At 43.7% G+C, this 16,294-nt stretch carries 14 protein-coding genes and 1 pseudogene; 3 read left to right on the forward strand and 12 right to left on the reverse strand.

The genetic code is table 11. The features are described 5' to 3' along the window. The 5 genes from AVJ20_RS16725 to ribF all read right to left on the reverse strand — a co-directional run. Positions 1 to 211 (reverse strand): NADPH-dependent FMN reductase (locus AVJ20_RS16725; protein WP_162689796.1); only part of this gene is annotated, 211 nt, incomplete at its 3' end. 145 nt (positions 212 to 356) lie between these two features. Next, positions 357 to 839 (reverse strand): FKBP-type peptidyl-prolyl cis-trans isomerase, encoded by a 483-nt coding sequence (locus AVJ20_RS16730; RefSeq protein ID WP_111886016.1) that lies wholly within the window; start codon positions 837 to 839, stop codon positions 357 to 359. Then, complete coding sequence (gene lspA / locus AVJ20_RS16735) at positions 832 to 1,371, reverse strand: signal peptidase II (protein WP_078190655.1); 540 nt, start codon at positions 1,369 to 1,371, stop codon at positions 832 to 834. The genes AVJ20_RS16730 and lspA overlap by 8 nt, the downstream gene beginning before the upstream one ends. Next, positions 1,364 to 4,210, reverse strand: coding sequence for an isoleucine--tRNA ligase (ileS, locus tag AVJ20_RS16740; RefSeq protein ID WP_111886017.1), 2,847 nt, complete (start codon positions 4,208 to 4,210; stop codon positions 1,364 to 1,366). The genes lspA and ileS overlap by 8 nt, the downstream gene beginning before the upstream one ends. A 64-nt stretch (positions 4,211 to 4,274) precedes the next feature. After that, positions 4,275 to 5,276 carry a riboflavin biosynthesis protein RibF gene (ribF, locus tag AVJ20_RS16745; RefSeq protein ID WP_111886018.1) on the reverse strand — a complete coding sequence of 334 codons (1,002 nt, stop codon included), beginning with the start codon at positions 5,274 to 5,276 and terminating at the stop codon, positions 4,275 to 4,277. 208 nt (positions 5,277 to 5,484) lie between these two features. Between ribF and AVJ20_RS16750 the strand changes: the two genes are divergently transcribed. The 3 genes from AVJ20_RS16750 (at position 5,485) to AVJ20_RS16760 (ending at position 8,653) form a co-directional block, all read left to right on the forward strand. Continuing rightward, complete coding sequence (locus tag AVJ20_RS16750; RefSeq protein ID WP_111886019.1) at positions 5,485 to 6,633, forward strand: TDT family transporter; 1,149 nt, start codon at positions 5,485 to 5,487, stop codon at positions 6,631 to 6,633. A 259-nt stretch (positions 6,634 to 6,892) separates the two neighbouring features. After that, a complete protein-coding gene (locus AVJ20_RS16755) occupies positions 6,893 to 7,969 on the forward strand; it encodes a Rieske 2Fe-2S domain-containing protein (RefSeq protein ID WP_111886020.1) in 1,077 nt (358 codons plus the stop codon). Positions 7,970 to 8,086: 117 nt separating this feature from the next. Continuing rightward, a complete protein-coding gene (locus tag AVJ20_RS16760; RefSeq protein ID WP_111886021.1) occupies positions 8,087 to 8,653 on the forward strand; it encodes a 5'-nucleosidase in 567 nt (188 codons plus the stop codon). A gap of 69 nt (positions 8,654 to 8,722) precedes the next feature. Here the strand turns inward: AVJ20_RS16760 and AVJ20_RS16765 are convergent, their stop codons facing one another. From AVJ20_RS16765 to argA, 7 genes and pseudogenes are all read right to left on the reverse strand, one after another. Beyond that, complete coding sequence (locus tag AVJ20_RS16765) at positions 8,723 to 9,343, reverse strand: TetR/AcrR family transcriptional regulator (RefSeq protein ID WP_078190649.1); 621 nt, start codon at positions 9,341 to 9,343, stop codon at positions 8,723 to 8,725. A 347-nt stretch (positions 9,344 to 9,690) separates the two neighbouring features. After that, positions 9,691 to 10,497: an ABC transporter ATP-binding protein gene (locus tag AVJ20_RS16770; RefSeq protein WP_111886022.1), complete on the reverse strand. Its 807-nt coding sequence runs from the start codon at positions 10,495 to 10,497 to the stop codon at positions 9,691 to 9,693. A gap of 10 nt (positions 10,498 to 10,507) precedes the next feature. Beyond that, a pseudogene (ssuC, locus tag AVJ20_RS16775) lies at positions 10,508 to 11,324 on the reverse strand (aliphatic sulfonate ABC transporter permease SsuC). Further along, positions 11,324 to 12,499, reverse strand: coding sequence for an FMNH2-dependent alkanesulfonate monooxygenase (gene ssuD / locus AVJ20_RS16780; RefSeq protein ID WP_111886023.1), 1,176 nt, complete (start codon positions 12,497 to 12,499; stop codon positions 11,324 to 11,326). Before ssuD ends, ssuC begins: the two are co-directional and overlap by 1 nt. 33 nt (positions 12,500 to 12,532) lie before the next feature. Then, the gene (locus tag AVJ20_RS16785; RefSeq protein ID WP_111886024.1) at positions 12,533 to 13,522 is read right to left on the reverse strand and encodes an aliphatic sulfonate ABC transporter substrate-binding protein; all 990 of its coding nucleotides are present in this window, start codon (positions 13,520 to 13,522) and stop codon (positions 12,533 to 12,535) included. A gap of 26 nt (positions 13,523 to 13,548) precedes the next feature. After that, positions 13,549 to 14,511 (reverse strand): sulfonate ABC transporter substrate-binding protein, encoded by a 963-nt coding sequence (locus AVJ20_RS16790; protein WP_111886025.1) that lies wholly within the window; start codon positions 14,509 to 14,511, stop codon positions 13,549 to 13,551. 338 nt (positions 14,512 to 14,849) lie between these two features. After that, entirely contained in the window at positions 14,850 to 16,202 is a 1,353-nt protein-coding gene (argA, locus tag AVJ20_RS16795; protein WP_111886026.1) for an amino-acid N-acetyltransferase, read from the reverse strand. Positions 16,203 to 16,294: the final 92 nt, after the last annotated feature.

Below are 16,294 nucleotides of genomic sequence, written 5' to 3' on the forward strand. Positions count from 1 at the left end.
CTGCCCATGCTTGTTGTTTGGGTTGGTCATAAATCCCGGTTAATGGTGGATGTGCGCCTGCAAAAATAGGCAGATCCCATTCTTTTAAATCGACAATTTCAGTTTCTACGGTACTGTAGTCATAGCTTTCGATTTCTGAAAGTAGCCAGTTGGCAATCTTAATTGCCGTGCGGCCTTCGCGGACACTGCCGACAATAATATGAAGTTTCATCTTATTTCCCGTCTTGTTTTAAAGTCTTGCATTAAATTAATATGAATTCGGTCCGTTGCATATACAGAAAATGTATCGAGTCGATTGATAGTTATAAAAATAGTGATAAAAAAAAGCTCCCGAAGGAGCTTTCATTTGCTGAAACTTAGATCAGTTTCACGCCTTGTTGACCGGCAGGGGTCACTTTGAAAATTTCAACTTCAAAGGTGATATTTTTACCGGCTAGAGGGTGGTTGAAATCCACTTCGGTAATGTCTTCACCTACAGTTTTGATCACCCCATACAGACTTTGTTTGGCTTTATCTTCAAACTCAATCATATGGCCTTCAACAGGACGTTGCTCAAATTTGACGGTATCAAATTTTTGTACGTTTTCCGGGTTCCATGGACCAAAAGCATCTTCAGGAGGAAGGCTCACAGTACGGCGGTCACCTGCACGTAAACCGAATAAAGCTTTCTCAAAACCCGGTAATAAGCTGCCATCACCCATGACAAGGCTGACAGGTTCAGCACGGCTACGGGTATTGTCAATTTCTACGCCATTTTCAATAGCAACAGAAAAGTGAAGCTCTACTTTAGAACCTTCTTCAATACGAGTTTCCTCGTTAGGATTGATAAAATCAGTCATTTTGCGCTTCCGCACGTTGAATTCGGTGTTTTTCTAAGAAAAACGTATCGATAAGAAGCAGAATCGTGCCTAAAGTAATGGCACTGTCTGCAATATTAAATGCAGGAAAGTGGCTGTTGTTGTAATACACGTGAATGAAATCCACCACATAGCCTAAAGATACGCGGTCAATTAAGTTACCGATTGCGCCGCCTAAAATCAGGGCAATGGCAATCGGAAGGACTTTCACGTTTTTTGGCATACGCATGAGCCAAAATACAAAAATGACAGACACAAGTCCTGCGAGTGAAGTAAAGAAATAACGTTGCCATCCACCGGCATCGGACAAGAAACTAAAGGCAGCGCCATAGTTATGTAGTAATGTCCAATTTAAAAAGGGCATGACAGGTACAGGATCTGCGTAGTTCAGATGTGTACTTGCAATCCATTTGGTCCATTGATCCAAAATAATGGCAACAATGGATAAGCCCACCCACACTAAATTGTGTGGGTAGAATTGAAAGAAGCCCTTTTTTTCTTGTGGATTAGGCATATTTTCTCTCTTCGCCTTGACCTGTAGGAAGGTTAATAATACAACGAGAACAAAGACCTGGATGTTCGTGATGTGTATTCACATCTGGCAGTACATGCCAGCAGCGTGCACATTTTTCACCGTCAGCAGCAGAGACTTTGACATTTAAACCGTCAAGGTCAGAGGCTTCGCCTTGTGCTGCATCAAATTCATTAACAATCACTTGAGAGGTGATGAGGACAAAACGCAGTTCTTCACCGAATTTGTCTAAAACAGCTTTCAGTTCAGCATTGGCCCAAAGTTCAACTTTGGCAGACAAGTTTGAACCCACAGTTTTTGCAGTACGTGCAGCTTCAATAAACTTGTTTACTGCAGATTTGACGGTGATCAAGGTTTGCCATTCAGCTTCAGTCACCAGATTCGCTGTAGAGGCTACAGGAATGTCATACCACTCCGCAGTAAATACATATTTCTCAGATTGCTCTGGAATCAACGGCCAAGCTTCTTGTGCGGTAAAGCTCAAGATAGGAGACATCCAACGGACAAAGGCTTGAACCAAGTGATACAACGCCGTTTGTGCAGAATGACGCGCTGCTGAGTCTGCTTTGGTGGTGTACTGACGGTCTTTGATGATGTCGAGATAGAAACCACCCAAGTCATTAATACAGAAGTTGGTCAATGCGCTAGTCACGATATGGAAGTTCATATCTTCATAAGCTTGTTGAATAGTTTTTTGTACTTCCGCAGCACGTTGCAAGATGTATTGATCCAGTGCGATCAATTGATCGACAGGCAAAGCATCAGTCGATGGTTTGAAGCCATTCAAGTTAGCCAACAAGAAACGCAACGTATTACGGATACGGCGGTAACCATCTGATGCACGGCTGAAGATTTCTTTACCTGCAGTCATTTCATAACGGTAGTCTGCAGACGCAATCCAGAAACGTAGGCCATCTGCACCCATGTCTTTAATGATGTCTTGCGGAGTGATCACGTTACCGATCGACTTCGACATTTTGCGGCCTTTTTCGTCCACAACGAAGCCGTGAGTCAATAAGCCTTTGTAAGGTGCGCGGTTATTAATCGCCATAGATGTTAACAATGAAGATTGGAACCAGCCACGATGTTGGTCAGAACCTTCAAGGTACAAGTCAGCAGGGTCTTGCAATTCTTCACGTTCACGAAGTACTGCAAAGTGTGTTGTTCCAGAGTCAAACCAAACGTCTAGAGTGTCACGAACTGCATTGTACTGCTCTGCATCTGCACCGATAAACTCAGACGCATCACGGTTATACCAACCGTCAATACCTTCTTGTTCAATCAGCTTCGCGACTTCTTCGATTAGCTCAGGGGTACGCGGGTGAAGTTCGTTGGTATCTTTATGCACGAAGAATGGAATTGGCACGCCCCATGTACGTTGACGTGAGATACACCAATCTGGACGACCTTCAATCATCGATTGGATACGGTTTTTACCCCAATCCGGTACGAAGCTGATGTCATTTTCAATCGCGTTCAATGCACCTTGGCGTAAACCTTTTGCATCCATGCTGATGAACCATTGCGGTGTTGCACGGAAGATAATCGGTGTTTTATGGCGCCAGCAATGTGGGTAGCTATGTTTGATCACCACATGTGCCCAAAGTTTGCCTGCTTCGGTTAAAGCAGCAATGATTTTTGGATTGGCTTTGTAGATGTGTTCGCCTGCAAAAATTGGCGCAGTCGGTAAATATACACCGTTGCCGCCAACTGGATTGTCGACTTTCAGGTTGTACTGTAAGCCAACTTTATAGTCGTCCACACCATGGCCTGGCGCGGTATGCACAGCACCTGTACCACTGCCGTCTGTGACATGCTCACCCAAAATCACTGGCACTTGGCGTTCAGCAATTAACGGATGTTGTAGTACTAGATTTTCAAGTTTTGCACCAGCAAATTCAGCAATCACTTCTACTGCGTTAAAACCATAACGCTGCGTTGCAGATTCAACTAATGATTTTGCAAGGATGAAGTTTTGCGCTGCTTTGTCTTCGCCAGTTGCTTTCACCAATTGGTATTCAAGCTCAGCATGTAGAGCAACCGCTTGGTTGGCAGGCATGGTCCAAGGCGTAGTTGTCCAGATCACGATATCTGTAGAATCGCTAACTGTAACACCTAGGCGTGCAGATAAATCAGCTAAATCAACAACGCTAAAACCAACGTCAATCGCATCTGATTTTTTGTCTTCGTATTCCACTTCAGCTTCAGCTAAGGCAGAACCACAGTCCAAACACCAGTTTACAGGTTTAAGACCCGGCTCAATATGGCCTGCTTTGGCAATTTCACCGAGCGAACGAACGATGTCGGCTTCTTGTTTGAAGTTCATGGTGAGGTAAGGGTTGTCCCAATCACCAAACACACCCATACGCACGAAGTCTTTTTTCTGTAATTCGACTTGGGTGTAGGCATATTCACGGCAGGCTTTACGGAAAGTTGAGGCATCTACTTTCACGCCGACTTTACCGACTTTTTCTTCAACTTTCAGTTCGATTGGAAGACCGTGACAGTCCCAACCTGGTACATACGGTGCGTCAAAACCGTCCATTACACGGCTTTTGATGATGATGTCTTTCAGGACTTTGTTTACCGCATGGCCTAAGTGAATTTGGCCATTTGCGTATGGAGGGCCGTCATGAAGCACATATTTTTTCTTGCCAATACGCGATGCACGAATCTGCTGATAAATGTTGTCGGCATACCACTCTTCTAACCATTTCGCTTCACGTACTGCGAGATTTGCTTTCATCGCAAATTCAGTACCTGGGAGGTTTAGCGTGGCTTTATAATCCACTGCATTTTCAGGAGTTTGCTTATCGCTCATGCAAGTTGTCTTCCAAATTTATCAGCCCGTTGACTGACGCGTTTTACAATAAATAATCGGGGGTTTAAAAGGGGAAATGAGGGTGCTGACCTCGAAACTCAAGGAGCTTTTCGACGTCGTCATCAATTCCCGCTTTCAATGCTTCAAGCGAAGGGTAGTCCTTTTCGCCATGTAAAAAGTTCAAGAACGTCACCCGCATTAACAGGCCATACAGATTAGCAGAAACATCAGGAAAATGTACTTCTAATCGCCATTCAGGATGTTCCTGTTTAATTGCGGGACGCGTACCAACATGCCCTGCACCAAACAGGGCAGAGGGTGCATAACCTGCAACCCCTAATTTGTCAGCATTTTCGCTTTTTACTTTATCTGTTAAAGATTCGGTTTCACAAATGACGTCGACTGCATAAATGCCATTTAAACAAGGTTTATGACGGTTTAAACGCACATTAATGGTAGGAAAATTAATCGTGCGACCGATTTGATCGCCATACTGTACACGACCTGTGATGCTATAAGGACGACCTAAAAGCTTTGCGGCATGGGCAAGGTCGCCTGCTTGTAATGTCTGACGAACCAGTGTTGAACTGACACGTTCGCCATCGACTTCGACATTTTGCAGGGCTGTGACTTGGAAGCCGTATTGGCGTAAAAATTCGCTATTGCCTTGACGGTTTTTGCCAAAGTGGTGATCTTCGCCCAAAACTAAACTTTGTGTATTGAGTTTATTTTTTAAAATATCGGCAAATTCTTCAGCGCTGAGATTACGAAAGGCATTGTCAAATTTCGCCACCACAATATAGTCGACGCCCAGTTCAGTTAAATATTCGACTTTTTCACGTAGTGAACTGATTCGAGGTGGAGCGTCATAAGCTTTAAAGAATTCAAGTGGTTGTGGCTCAAAAATCATCACAGCTGTTTTTAAGTTTTGTTGCTGTGCTATGTCTTTGAGCTGGCTGACCATCGCTTGATGACCCAAATGTACGCCATCAAAATTGCCAATGGTCACGGCAGTTTTGGGGAGTTCTAAGTGGGGCGCTAAAGCATTCAGACGGAGCAGCTTCATGGGCGAATCAATTGTTGAAAATGTTTGAGGGCTATATATTGCCATAATCTTCTGCGTTCGTCTTGTTGTTGTGTTTTTACTCAAGTTTTTTTATGCAGAGATGAATTTATTGTCAATAAAATAAATTATAAAAATAAATATTAATCAATTTTTCTTATTTAATGGTGTGCTTAAACTATAGACATTCCATTTTGATGAGCATCATGCGATGAAAATGCCATTTTATCAACTCCAGCATAAACAAGACTTGATTCGTCATTTCACCCCAAACTGGTTTACGGTGGTGATGGGCACAGGTGTGGTGGCCCTCATTTTACCATCTATAGCGGTGGCGCCGCAGTGGATGTGGTCCATCGGAGCAGGGTTGTGGCAGATCAGCATCGTGTTGTTCATATTGTTTAGTGGGATGTATCTCAGCCGATGGATCTTGTATCCACAAGAAGCCAAGCAGATTTTCCAGCATCCGGTGATGAGTTTATTTCTTGGGGCAATCCCCATGGCACTGGCAACCCTGATCAATGGCGCATTGAAATTTGGCACCACGCTGTACACTGAGTTTTTGGGCGTAAGCATCATCACATGGGCTGAATATTTATGGTATGTCGATGTGTTGATGGCAATTGCGATTGCATGGTGTGTTCCCTTTCTGATGTTTAGTCGTCAGCAACATGCGCTGCAAGGCATGACTGCAGTATGGTTATTGCCGATAGTGGCTTGCGAGGTGGCTGCCAGTTCAGGCGGTTTATTGTTGGCGCATTTACCTGCACAGGCCCATGCTGTCCATATTTTGCTGGGGAGTTATCTGCTTTGGGGGATCTCAGTATTTCCAGCATTTGCCATCTTAAGCATTTTGTTGCTGCGTCTGGCTTTACATCAATTGCCAAGCAAGGATATGGCGATCAGCAGTTGGTTGGCCTTAGGACCGATTGGGACAGGGGCTTTAGCGCTGTTAGTTTTGGGCGAGCAAGCCCCACGTATTTTGACAGCAGTAGACTTGGCAGATTTAGGACAGGTGTTGCTTCAAGGCGGCGTGTTCGCAGCCCTTGTTCTACTTGGATTTGGTGTATGGTGGTTCGGAATCGCCATACTCATCACGCTAAAACATTTACGAGATTTACCCTTTAATCTCGGGTGGTGGGCGATGACGTTTCCATTCGGCGTTTTTAGTTTGGCGGTCATCAATTTGGCGGAACAAACGCAGTTACACGCTATTCAACAGTTCGGTACTTTTTTTGCAGTATTGCTCTGTACGCTTTGGTTATTGGTGATGCTGAAAACCATACAAGGGTTTTATCGCGGCAGCTTATTTTTTTCTCCATGTTTAAAAGCGTATTGTGATGCTCAGCGCGCATCTTAATTGATGTCGGGTGAATGTAAATCCGTTGAAGAAAAATATAGCGCGTTGGCTTTGACGGATTTCAGCAAACAAATATAGAGCTTGTGCAAGTGTGTGATGCAGTTACGTTATTTTGCTATCCAAGCAAAACATTCATGTATAAAATTTGCGCGTATTTTCGAGAGATCAACAGGCTTCGAGATATAAACTTGCTTGTAGTGTAGGTGCTAGAGTAAGGATTATGGATTAAAACAAAAAAGATAAAAATAAGGATCGAATTATGTGTAATCAAACCCGTTTTTGGGATGATGCCAAAGGATTATTAGAAGAATGGTACGTCGCTTGTACCTCTAAAGAACTCAAAAAAGATCAGCCTTTTTCAGCCATCCTGTATGGTAAAAAATTTGTTCTGTTCCGACAAAAAGATGGAACAGCCGCTGCATTGCTCGATCAATGTGTGCATCGTGGTGTGCCTTTGTCTAAGGGTAAAATGACCGATGGCTGCGTGACATGTCCATATCATGGTTGGTCGTATCAGGGCGATGGGCATGTGGCGCATATTCCTAGTGTCAATGGACAATTTTTTCCAGAAAAACCGCATCCCTTTAAACAGCGTAGTTTTGATGTATGTGAGCAAGATGGGGTGGTATGGATTTATCTCGGTGAAAAGCCCAAACAGGAACGCCCGGAAATATTTAAATTACCGTTTTATGATCAAGCCGGCTGGGTCAGCTATTACATGGTCGGCAGTTATGATGGCGAGATGGGCGCTGTTGCACAGAATATAATGGATGTAACCCATACCATATTTGTCCATGAAGGCTGGTTTCGTTCAGAGTCGGGAAAAGCCGTGGATGCCACCATAGATGTCGGGCCGCGCAAAGTAGTCGTTGACTATCATGACCATGATGCAGATGTCGGCATGATGCCATGGCTGACCAATCCGCATGGTGCTGAACAGGTCCACCGCGACAGTTTTATCGCGCCGAATATTACCTTGGTGGAATACCATTGGGGAGAGCCATCGGGCATGGTGTTTAATAGTCTGATTAGCCCTGTGGGGCCGTATGAGTCACGGGTTTATACCTGTGTCAGTTATAAATTTCCGATTCCAAAATTGTTGTCTAAGGCATTGATGCCGGCTGTGAATGCCTATACTTGGGTGGTCAACAAACAAGACATTAAAATTTTGTCAGCGCGAAGAGCTGGCATCGAGCATATGCCGATGACCCATTCGCATAGTGTACGAGGGGATATGGCACATATTGCATTAGAGAAGATTTTAGATGCCTTACGTCATGACCAACAATTGGCACCATCTTTTATTGGCAAGCGGCCGATGCAATTTCAAATTTGATAGCATTCAAATCTGCGTGAGGAATTTATTTTCTGAGCAATGTGATTTTTGAAGATGATTTTTTCTGCGCACGTGCAAATGTATGCTATATGAAGGCATCAATTTGAGGAGACCGCTATGCGTCAGCAAATCGCTTTAATTATGGCACTGCCGAGTGAATCTAAAGGCTTGTTTGAAGCCGCAGGCATTGAAGTACATTACAGTGGTATTGGTAAAGTCAATGCCGCATTTAAAGCCTTTGATGTGATTCAAAAAACCGGATGTCATACTTTGCTGAATTTGGGCACTGCGGGAAGTTCACATTTTGATGCACATGCTTTGGTTGAAGTAGCTCAATTTGTACAACGGGATATGGATGTATCGCCTTTGGGTTTTGATGTGGGGGTGACGCCGATGGATACCGATCATCCTGCTGAAATTCAGCCAGAGAGCATGTTTAGCCATTTGCCTAAAGGAATTTGTGGTACAGGCGACAGCTTTGAAACTGGGCTGCCGAAAGTGCCGTGTAATCTTGTCGATATGGAAGGCTACGCAATCGCTAAAGTATGTAAAAAACTGGGTGTTCGCTTTGTATCGGTAAAATATATTACCGATGGTGCGAATGACACAGCGCATCTGGATTGGGAAGAAAATTTATTATTCGGCGCAAAGAAATTATTGAAATTATATCAAACAGTCAAATAAGGCATTTAGCTAATTTCGGTCGGCGACCATAGAATGCTATGGTCGTATGCCAATTCGACCCAATTCAATTTACTTTTCTGGGCGTGGAATTACACCGTAAAGCATCATATGAACGGTATGTTGAATAATCCGTTGTTGCATACTGCGATTACGTAAGGTTTTTCCAGTGACCATTTCCATTTGGGTTGCAAAGTCAGCATAGTTTTGCGTAATTGCCCAAATGTTCAGAATTAAAAGTTCTGGATCAATATCTTTTGAAATTTTACCTTGCTCTTGCCAGTTGCTAATGACTTTGGCTTTGCGTTTCACTAATTTTTTTAGTGGGCCTTTTAAAATTTCAAGAATGTGTGGTGCGCCCTGAATGACTTCAAGTGCGAACAAACGTGAGGCTTTCGGTTGCGTACGAGATACTTCAATTTTCTGCAATAGATAATTGGTGATCGCTTCTTCAGGCTCAAGGTCTGCTTCCAACATTTGTAGCGGAGCAAGCCACTTTTGTAGAACCGTTGTCAGAACTTCAACATAAAGCGCTTCTTTATTTTCATAGTAATAGAAAATATTCGATTTATGCATTTCTGCAATCTGTGCGATCTCATCCAAGCTGGCGCCATTGAAGCCATACAGGGAAAAGACATCCAGTGCTGCATTAAGCAACTGGTGGCGTTTCTGGGTACTCTTTTTTTGTTCCATTAGCTCTTTTAAGAAAATGAAAAGGGAATATTGAATTGTACGGCAAATCAACAGATTTGTGCACAATCATCGTTTTTAATTTTATGAATTTTGGCAGTTTATTCTGTTCAACGGTCAAATAAATACGACGAATGCCATAATATTTCAAATAATCATTTTAGGGTGAAATTTAAATAAATCATTATTTTTAGTCATGGATTTATATGATTTGTCGTAATTTTTGTGATGTATTTGTCAACAGGCGATAAATCTCCCCTCAATGCTAAACGTGGTTATGTTGCGATATTGCTCTAGAACAGGACAGGAAGTCACACAGTTTAAGTGATGATTTCCTGCACAAGTATAGCTTAAGTGGCCAAGACTGCTTGTAAGACTTGTTGTTCAAGTTCAGTAAATTCAATGCCTTTTTTTCGTGGACGGGCCAAATTGACACGAAATTCTTGGGCAATATGGCCTTTATCGAGCAAGATAATTCGGTCTGCCAACTGTACGGCTTCACTTACATCATGCGTGACCAAAATCGCGGTAAAACCTTGCTCGGTCCAGAGTTTTTCAATCAAATTCTGCATATCTAAACGTGTTAAGGCATCGAGCGCACCCAGTGGTTCATCTAGCAGCAATATACGTGGTTTATGTGACAAAGCACGTGCCAGTGCAGTACGTTGTCGTTGCCCCCCTGACAGCTGTGTTGGCCAAAGCCCCGCTTTGTCTTTTAAACCGACTTTTTCGAGGAGTGCTGTGGCATTGGCGTGTTGGTCTTTGCTTAAACCAAGTTGTACATTTTTCTCAATGCTACGCCAAGGCAGTAGGCGAGGGTCTTGGAACATCACACGAATATCATCACTGGTGATGCCTTCACGTATATGACGTGCAGACTTAAATTTAATTTCGCCATAACTCGGTTTTTCTAAGTCGGCGATGAGGCGAAGCAGGGTACTTTTACCACAGCCACTACGACCGACAATCGCCAAGAATTCACCGGGTTGAATATGCAGGTCAAGGTCCTCAAGGACTTTAACATCGCCATAAAATTTGTGTAGTTGTTCAATCAGGATCTCTGCGCCCAACACCGCATGGGGGTTGATATCCTCGACTGAAGAACGCTGAGGTTGGGTTGAGTCGTCTGCATGACGGCTTATGCTTAAATCGGTCATCACATGCTCCTTATTTTTGGTAACCCGAGTGCCAACGGAGTAAATATTTTTCTAAGGCAACAGCCAGTACATCGGCCAATTTACCGAGTAGGGCATACAATAAAATCCCGACCAAGACGATATCGGTTTGTAGAAATTCGCGTGCATTCATGGTCATATAACCGATGCCGGCTTGTGCAGAAATGGTTTCTGCCACAATCAACAAAACCCAAACGAGCCCGAGTGAAAAACGCAGACCAACCAAAATAGACGGCATCGCCCCCGGTAGAATGATTTCTTTATAAAGTTGCCAGCCACTCAAACCGTAGCTTTTGCCCATTTCAATCAGTTGAGGGTCTACAGAACGAATACCATGATAGGTATTGATATAAATGGGAAAGAATACGCCAATAGCGACTAAAAAAAAGTTTGGCCGATTCATCGATCCCAAACCATAAAATCACCAAGGGAATCAGGGCAAGAGCAGGAATGTTACGGATCATTTGCAGCGTGGTATCGAGTAGCGTCGATGCTGTTTTGGATGAACCATTCAGCAGCCCTAAAAAAAGACCTAATCCACCGCCGACTAAAAGCCCAACCAAAGCACGACCGGCACTGATTTGAACATGCTTCCACAGTTCACCACTGATCAGTAAGTTCCAAAAGGCCACCACCACCGCACTTGGCGCAGGCAAAATACGACTTTCTAACAGCCCTGTAACAGAGGCAATTTGCCAAACAATAATTAATGCAATAGGAAACAACCAAGGCAGCAAACGCTGCCCGAGTTGTGTTCCACGTGAAACCTTCGGTGCTTTGAAGGTTTCAACAGAAACAGTTTTGGACATTAGGTCGGCTCCTGAATCTTTTCAGCTTTTTTATTTTCATCTGGTGTGTAATTGTTCGCGACAATCTCACCAAATGGGCCGGTTAAGTTAGGTTGAACCAATTTCTGACGTGTTTCCAATGGCAGTAATGGGAACACTAATTCTGCAAAACGGATCGACTCTTCAAGGTGTGGGTAACCAGAGAAAATAAAGGTGCTAATCCCGAGATCGGCATATTCTTGGATACGTGCGGCGACAGTTTCAGGATCACCAACGAGTGCCGTACCTGCACCACCACGAACCAGACCAACACCGGCCCATAAGTTTGGCGATACTTCTAATTTGCTACGGTCGCCATTGTGCAGTTCAGCCATACGGCGTTGACCAACAGAGTCCATGGTTTTGAACTTGGCTTGCGCGGCTGCAATGGTGGCATCGTCGACATATTGGATCAGCTCTTCTGCTGCTTTCCATGCCTCTTCATTGGTTTCGCGCACAATGACATGTAAACGAATGCCATAATTCAGTTCACGTCCTTTGGCTTTGGCTTTTTCACGCACCACTGCAATTTTTTCTTTTACCGCTGCAGGTGGCTCACCCCAAGTTAAATAGGTGTCAACTTGATCCGTTGCCAGTTCAACAGCAGCCTCTGAAGAACCGCCAAACCATAGTGGTGGATACGGTTTTTGTACCGGTGGATAAAGTAATTTGGCGTCGTCCACACTCAGACGTTCGCCATGGAAGGTATAGCTTTCACCGGTATGTGAACGGGTTAAAATTTCACGCCAAATCGTGGTGTATTCAGCAGCTGTTTGGTAACGCGTTGCGTGATCTTCATAGACACCATCACCCTTGAGTTCCTGCTCATCACCGCCTGTAACTAAGTTCAGTAAGATACGGCCGCCAGATAAACGGTCAAAAGTTGCAGCCATACGTGCAGTTAGTGCAGGCGTTGTCACCCCCGGACGTAGCGCCACTAGAAATTTTAAATTTTTAGTGGCATCAATCAAGCTTGCAGCTGTAAGCCATGGATCTTCACATGAACGACCTGTCGGAATCAGAACGCCTTCATAGCCAAGATTATCCACCGCTACTGCAATTTGCTTCATGTAGGCGTGATCGACTTGGCGTGCACCTTTACTTGTTCCTAAGTAGCGACTGTCACCGTGGGTAGGGATAAACCAGAAAATTTTCATGTTCAGTTCCTTGTATTTTTGATGGCTCGGGTATCAATGTGATGAAGGTGTCCAAACTTGCTTTTGGACTTGAATGTTGTTTGGAATCAGTTGGACTTGTTTAAATAAGTCCGCAATATTTTGCTGTGCTTGAATGACCTCAGGTGTCAGCGGGCGCACAGGAGATGGTTTAGATCGGCGAGAAAAGGCTTGCGCAGCAATATTCTTTTGCAGCCCAGTGCTGTTTTGATAAATCTCTAAAGCCACATTTTGGTTCTTCACAATCCACTGATCGGAAGCATCTAGGGCCTTTAAAAATTTAGCTGGGGCATTAGGGTGCGCTTGAACGACTTTTGGATTTGCCACATAAAATGAATAGGTCTTTGGAAAATCACCGGATTGAATCAGCACTTTAGCCTGAGCATCCAACTCCGCAGCAGATAAAAACGGGTCCCAAATGGCCCATGCATCAATTGATTTTTTATCAAATGCGGCACGTGCATCTGCTGGTGGAATCCAAATCGGTTGAATGTCATTCCAAGTCAAACCGGCTTTTTCTAAAGTTTTGGCTAATAACTCATGCGCACTCGAGCCTTTTTGTACAGCAACGCGTTTGCCACGTAATTCTTGAATGGTTTTGATTGAGCTATCAGCTGGAATCACGACAGCGAGCGACTGTTCAGGCACCACTTCATAGCCAATATAATTGAGGTCTTTATTGGCAGCTTGGGCAAAAATAGGCGGGGTGTTGCCGACATAGCCATAATCCACCGCACCAACCGCAAGAGCTTCTAACATTTGTGGGCCAGCAGGGAATTCCTTCCACTCAATGTGAGCGCCGGGAAATTGTTGTTCAAAGAGCTTTTGTTCACGGGCAACTAGCAAATTTAAGGCTGATTTTTGAAAACCAATAACCAAGGTTTTTACGGCTGTTTCAGCTGGTTTTTCACCATCCTGCTGTGCTGTTTCTTGTTTTTGGCAGGCACTGAGTCCAAGGCCCAAAGTGGCTAAAGTCAGTATGGAAAATGTTCTTAGAATACGCATGGCATCGCCCTTATGCTGTGGTCGCCTTATTTGATAATGGCCGACTCAATATTTAATTTATTGGGAATTAATTTTTCGTTATAAAACGCATCAGCGACTTGCTGCTGCTCCTGCGCCACTTGTGCAGTAATCGGCGTCACTTGATTGCCTAAGCGTGAAATAGATGTTTTAAGTACATCCAGACCTAAGCCAGTTTTGCCTTCGAGTAACTTGGCCGCTTCGTCTTGATTTTTTGAGACCCATTGCGTGGTCAAATTCAACTCATTCACCACAGCTTGCAGCACTTTTGGATTTTCCTGAGCAAATTTACGATCGGCCAAATAGAACTGGTAGTTCTTCACCAAGTTTTCGCCATTGGCAATGCTGCGAGCATTAAGTTGATGCTCAGCAGCAGAAAGGAACGGGTCCCAAATTACCCATGCATCAACGGCACCTTTTTCAAAAGCAGCACGTGCGTCGGCAGGTGGTAAATACACGACATTGATGTCGCTAAATTTAAGCTGATTGGCTTCCAACAGCTTGAGCAACAGGTAATGCACGTTTGAGCCTTTGTTTAAGGCCACACGTTTACCTTTTAAGTCCTGAATACTGTGAATAGCCGAATCTTTTTGCACAATTAACGCTTCAGCTTTTGGAACTGCAGGTTGGTTGGCAATGTAAACCAAATCGGTTTGAGCGGCTTGAGCAAAGATAGGCGGTGCTTCACCGACTTCACCAAATGACACGCTGCCCACATTGAGCCCTTCAAGCAGCTGTGGACCCGCAGGAAATTCCACCCATTTGATATTTACACCTTGGCTTTTTAAGGCTGTTTCTAAGGTTCCGCGTTCTTTTAAAATTGGCAATAAGCCATATTTTTGGAAGCCAATATTTAAGGTGACATTTTCATCAGCCTCTTTTTTGCCACAGCCCGACATCATCATGGCACCCACAACCGCTGTAGACAGTACAAGTGTTTTTGTCCAAAGTTTTACTTTGTGAGTACGCATGTGTTGCTCCTATAAAGGTCTAAATTTGCAGAACTGTTGATTTATGAACACATAAGCTAAAGAGTTTTCTTTTTCGAAAAAAATAAGAAAACTTAAATTTAAAATCAGGAAAAAAGATAAATAAAAATCAGCAAAACTTATGAAAAATTATGATTTTAGAAAAACATATAATGTGTCAAAGTATTATTTTAAGTTATTGAAATTATTTATTTATTTGGGTTATTTAAATGGCAGATATGGTTATTCTGTGGCTTGCAAAGTGATTTGAGGGGGATAGCCAAGGGATTAGGCATAACCTTATGCAAAATAATGCTATTCAGCGCATAAAAAAAGCCACTTTAAAGTGACTTTTTACAAACCAATGAGTTTCTTTGGTAGTTGTATAAGGCCTGACGGGCATTCGGTAAGTCATCGACACTGACTTGTTCAAAACCTTGTTCAAGGAACCAATGCGCTGTCCGTGTGGTCAAAATAAACAATTGTTCAATACCTAAATCTCGCGCTTTTTCTTCTAAATAATGCAAAATTTGGCTACCGCGATTTGATTTTCGATACCCCGGATGCACAGCTACGCACGCGATTTCAGCAGAGCGTTTTTCATTCCCTGTGACAGGAATCGGGTATAACGCAGCGCAGGCCAAAATCGTACCGTCACGTTCAATCACTGCAAATTGTCCAATTTCATTTTCCAGACGTTCGCGTGAGCGATAAACCAAGATGCCTTCTTGTTCGAGAGGGCGTAAGAGATTGATTAAGCCACCCACATCTTGAATATCGGCAGTACGCACTTCTTCATAATGCGCATCGGTGATCATGGTGCCAGAACCGTCACGTGTGAACAATTCTTCGATCAATGCGCCATCATAGGCATATGAAATAAGATGAACACGGTGTACGCCTTGTAACGAGGCATCTTTAGCAACGCTTAAATGCAGGGCAATATCGGGGTTAGAATCTTGATATTGCAAAATATGCTGATCAAGTTGATGAGGCGTAATTTCGCGTTGTAGCTGCCCATGTTCATTGTGCAAACCATGTTGTTTGCCCAAGAAAATCAACTTATCCGCTTTTAAGCTGATGGCGGTTTTGGTCGCAACTTCTTCAGCCAATAAATTAAACACTTCACCTGTCGTGGAATAACCTGTTGGCCCAAGCACCACAATATTTTGGCTCTCTAAATGACGTTGAATCGCATCGATATCGACGGAACGAACTTCACCAGACAGTTGAAAATCGATACCGTCACGAATGCCATACGGTTTTGCCGTGACCAAATTGCCTGAGACCACATCAATACGCGCGCCGTACATCGGTGAGTTGGCTAAACCCATAGACAGGAGGGCTTCAATTTGCAGACGAATGGAACCGACGGCATTCATCACCGCAGGTAAGGATTCGCGAGTGGTGATGCGACGGTGATGATGAAATGGTGTCTGGATGCCGCTGCTTTGTAAATTATGATTGATTTGCGGACGGGCACCATGCACCAAAATTAGACGAATACCAAGCGAGTGTAATAAGGCAATATCGTGAATAATGTGTTGAAAATTTTCATGTTGCAGCGCTTCACCATCAAACATGATGACAAAGGTTTTGTTGCGATGCGCATTAATATAGGGTGCAGAATGACGGAACCAATGCACATACTGTAAGGTTGTGCTGGAAGATGGTTCAGTGATATTCGTTTGCATGCCTATGCCTGTTTATTCGCTTTGGTATGGATGATTCTAAACAAAAACATATGACAGCGGAAAGCAAATTTGACATCCTCACCCCCTTAAAC

This window comes from Acinetobacter sp. CFCC 11171, assembly GCF_003268405.1.
GTDB classification, from domain to species: Bacteria; Pseudomonadota; Gammaproteobacteria; order Pseudomonadales; family Moraxellaceae; genus Acinetobacter; species Acinetobacter amyesii.

What these genes read in the sequence shown, in the direction of transcription:
- AVJ20_RS16730 (WP_111886016.1), bottom strand. Translation starts at nt 839, where the DNA reads ATGACTGATTTTATCAATCCTAACGAGGAAACTCGTATTGAAGAAGGT.
- lspA (WP_078190655.1), bottom strand. Translation starts at nt 1,371, where the DNA reads ATGCCTAATCCACAAGAAAAAAAGGGCTTCTTTCAATTCTACCCACAC.
- ileS (WP_111886017.1), bottom strand. Translation starts at nt 4,210, where the DNA reads ATGAGCGATAAGCAAACTCCTGAAAATGCAGTGGATTATAAAGCCACG.
- ribF (WP_111886018.1), bottom strand. Translation starts at nt 5,276, where the DNA reads ATGAAGCTGCTCCGTCTGAATGCTTTAGCGCCCCACTTAGAACTCCCC.
- AVJ20_RS16750 (WP_111886019.1), top strand. Translation starts at nt 5,485, where the DNA reads ATGAAAATGCCATTTTATCAACTCCAGCATAAACAAGACTTGATTCGT.
- AVJ20_RS16755 (WP_111886020.1), top strand. Translation starts at nt 6,893, where the DNA reads ATGTGTAATCAAACCCGTTTTTGGGATGATGCCAAAGGATTATTAGAA.
- AVJ20_RS16760 (WP_111886021.1), top strand. Translation starts at nt 8,087, where the DNA reads ATGCGTCAGCAAATCGCTTTAATTATGGCACTGCCGAGTGAATCTAAA.
- AVJ20_RS16765 (WP_078190649.1), bottom strand. Translation starts at nt 9,343, where the DNA reads ATGGAACAAAAAAAGAGTACCCAGAAACGCCACCAGTTGCTTAATGCA.
- AVJ20_RS16770 (WP_111886022.1), bottom strand. Translation starts at nt 10,497, where the DNA reads ATGACCGATTTAAGCATAAGCCGTCATGCAGACGACTCAACCCAACCT.
- ssuD (WP_111886023.1), bottom strand. Translation starts at nt 12,499, where the DNA reads ATGAAAATTTTCTGGTTTATCCCTACCCACGGTGACAGTCGCTACTTA.
- AVJ20_RS16785 (WP_111886024.1), bottom strand. Translation starts at nt 13,522, where the DNA reads ATGCGTATTCTAAGAACATTTTCCATACTGACTTTAGCCACTTTGGGC.
- AVJ20_RS16790 (WP_111886025.1), bottom strand. Translation starts at nt 14,511, where the DNA reads ATGCGTACTCACAAAGTAAAACTTTGGACAAAAACACTTGTACTGTCT.
- argA (WP_111886026.1), bottom strand. Translation starts at nt 16,202, where the DNA reads ATGCAAACGAATATCACTGAACCATCTTCCAGCACAACCTTACAGTAT.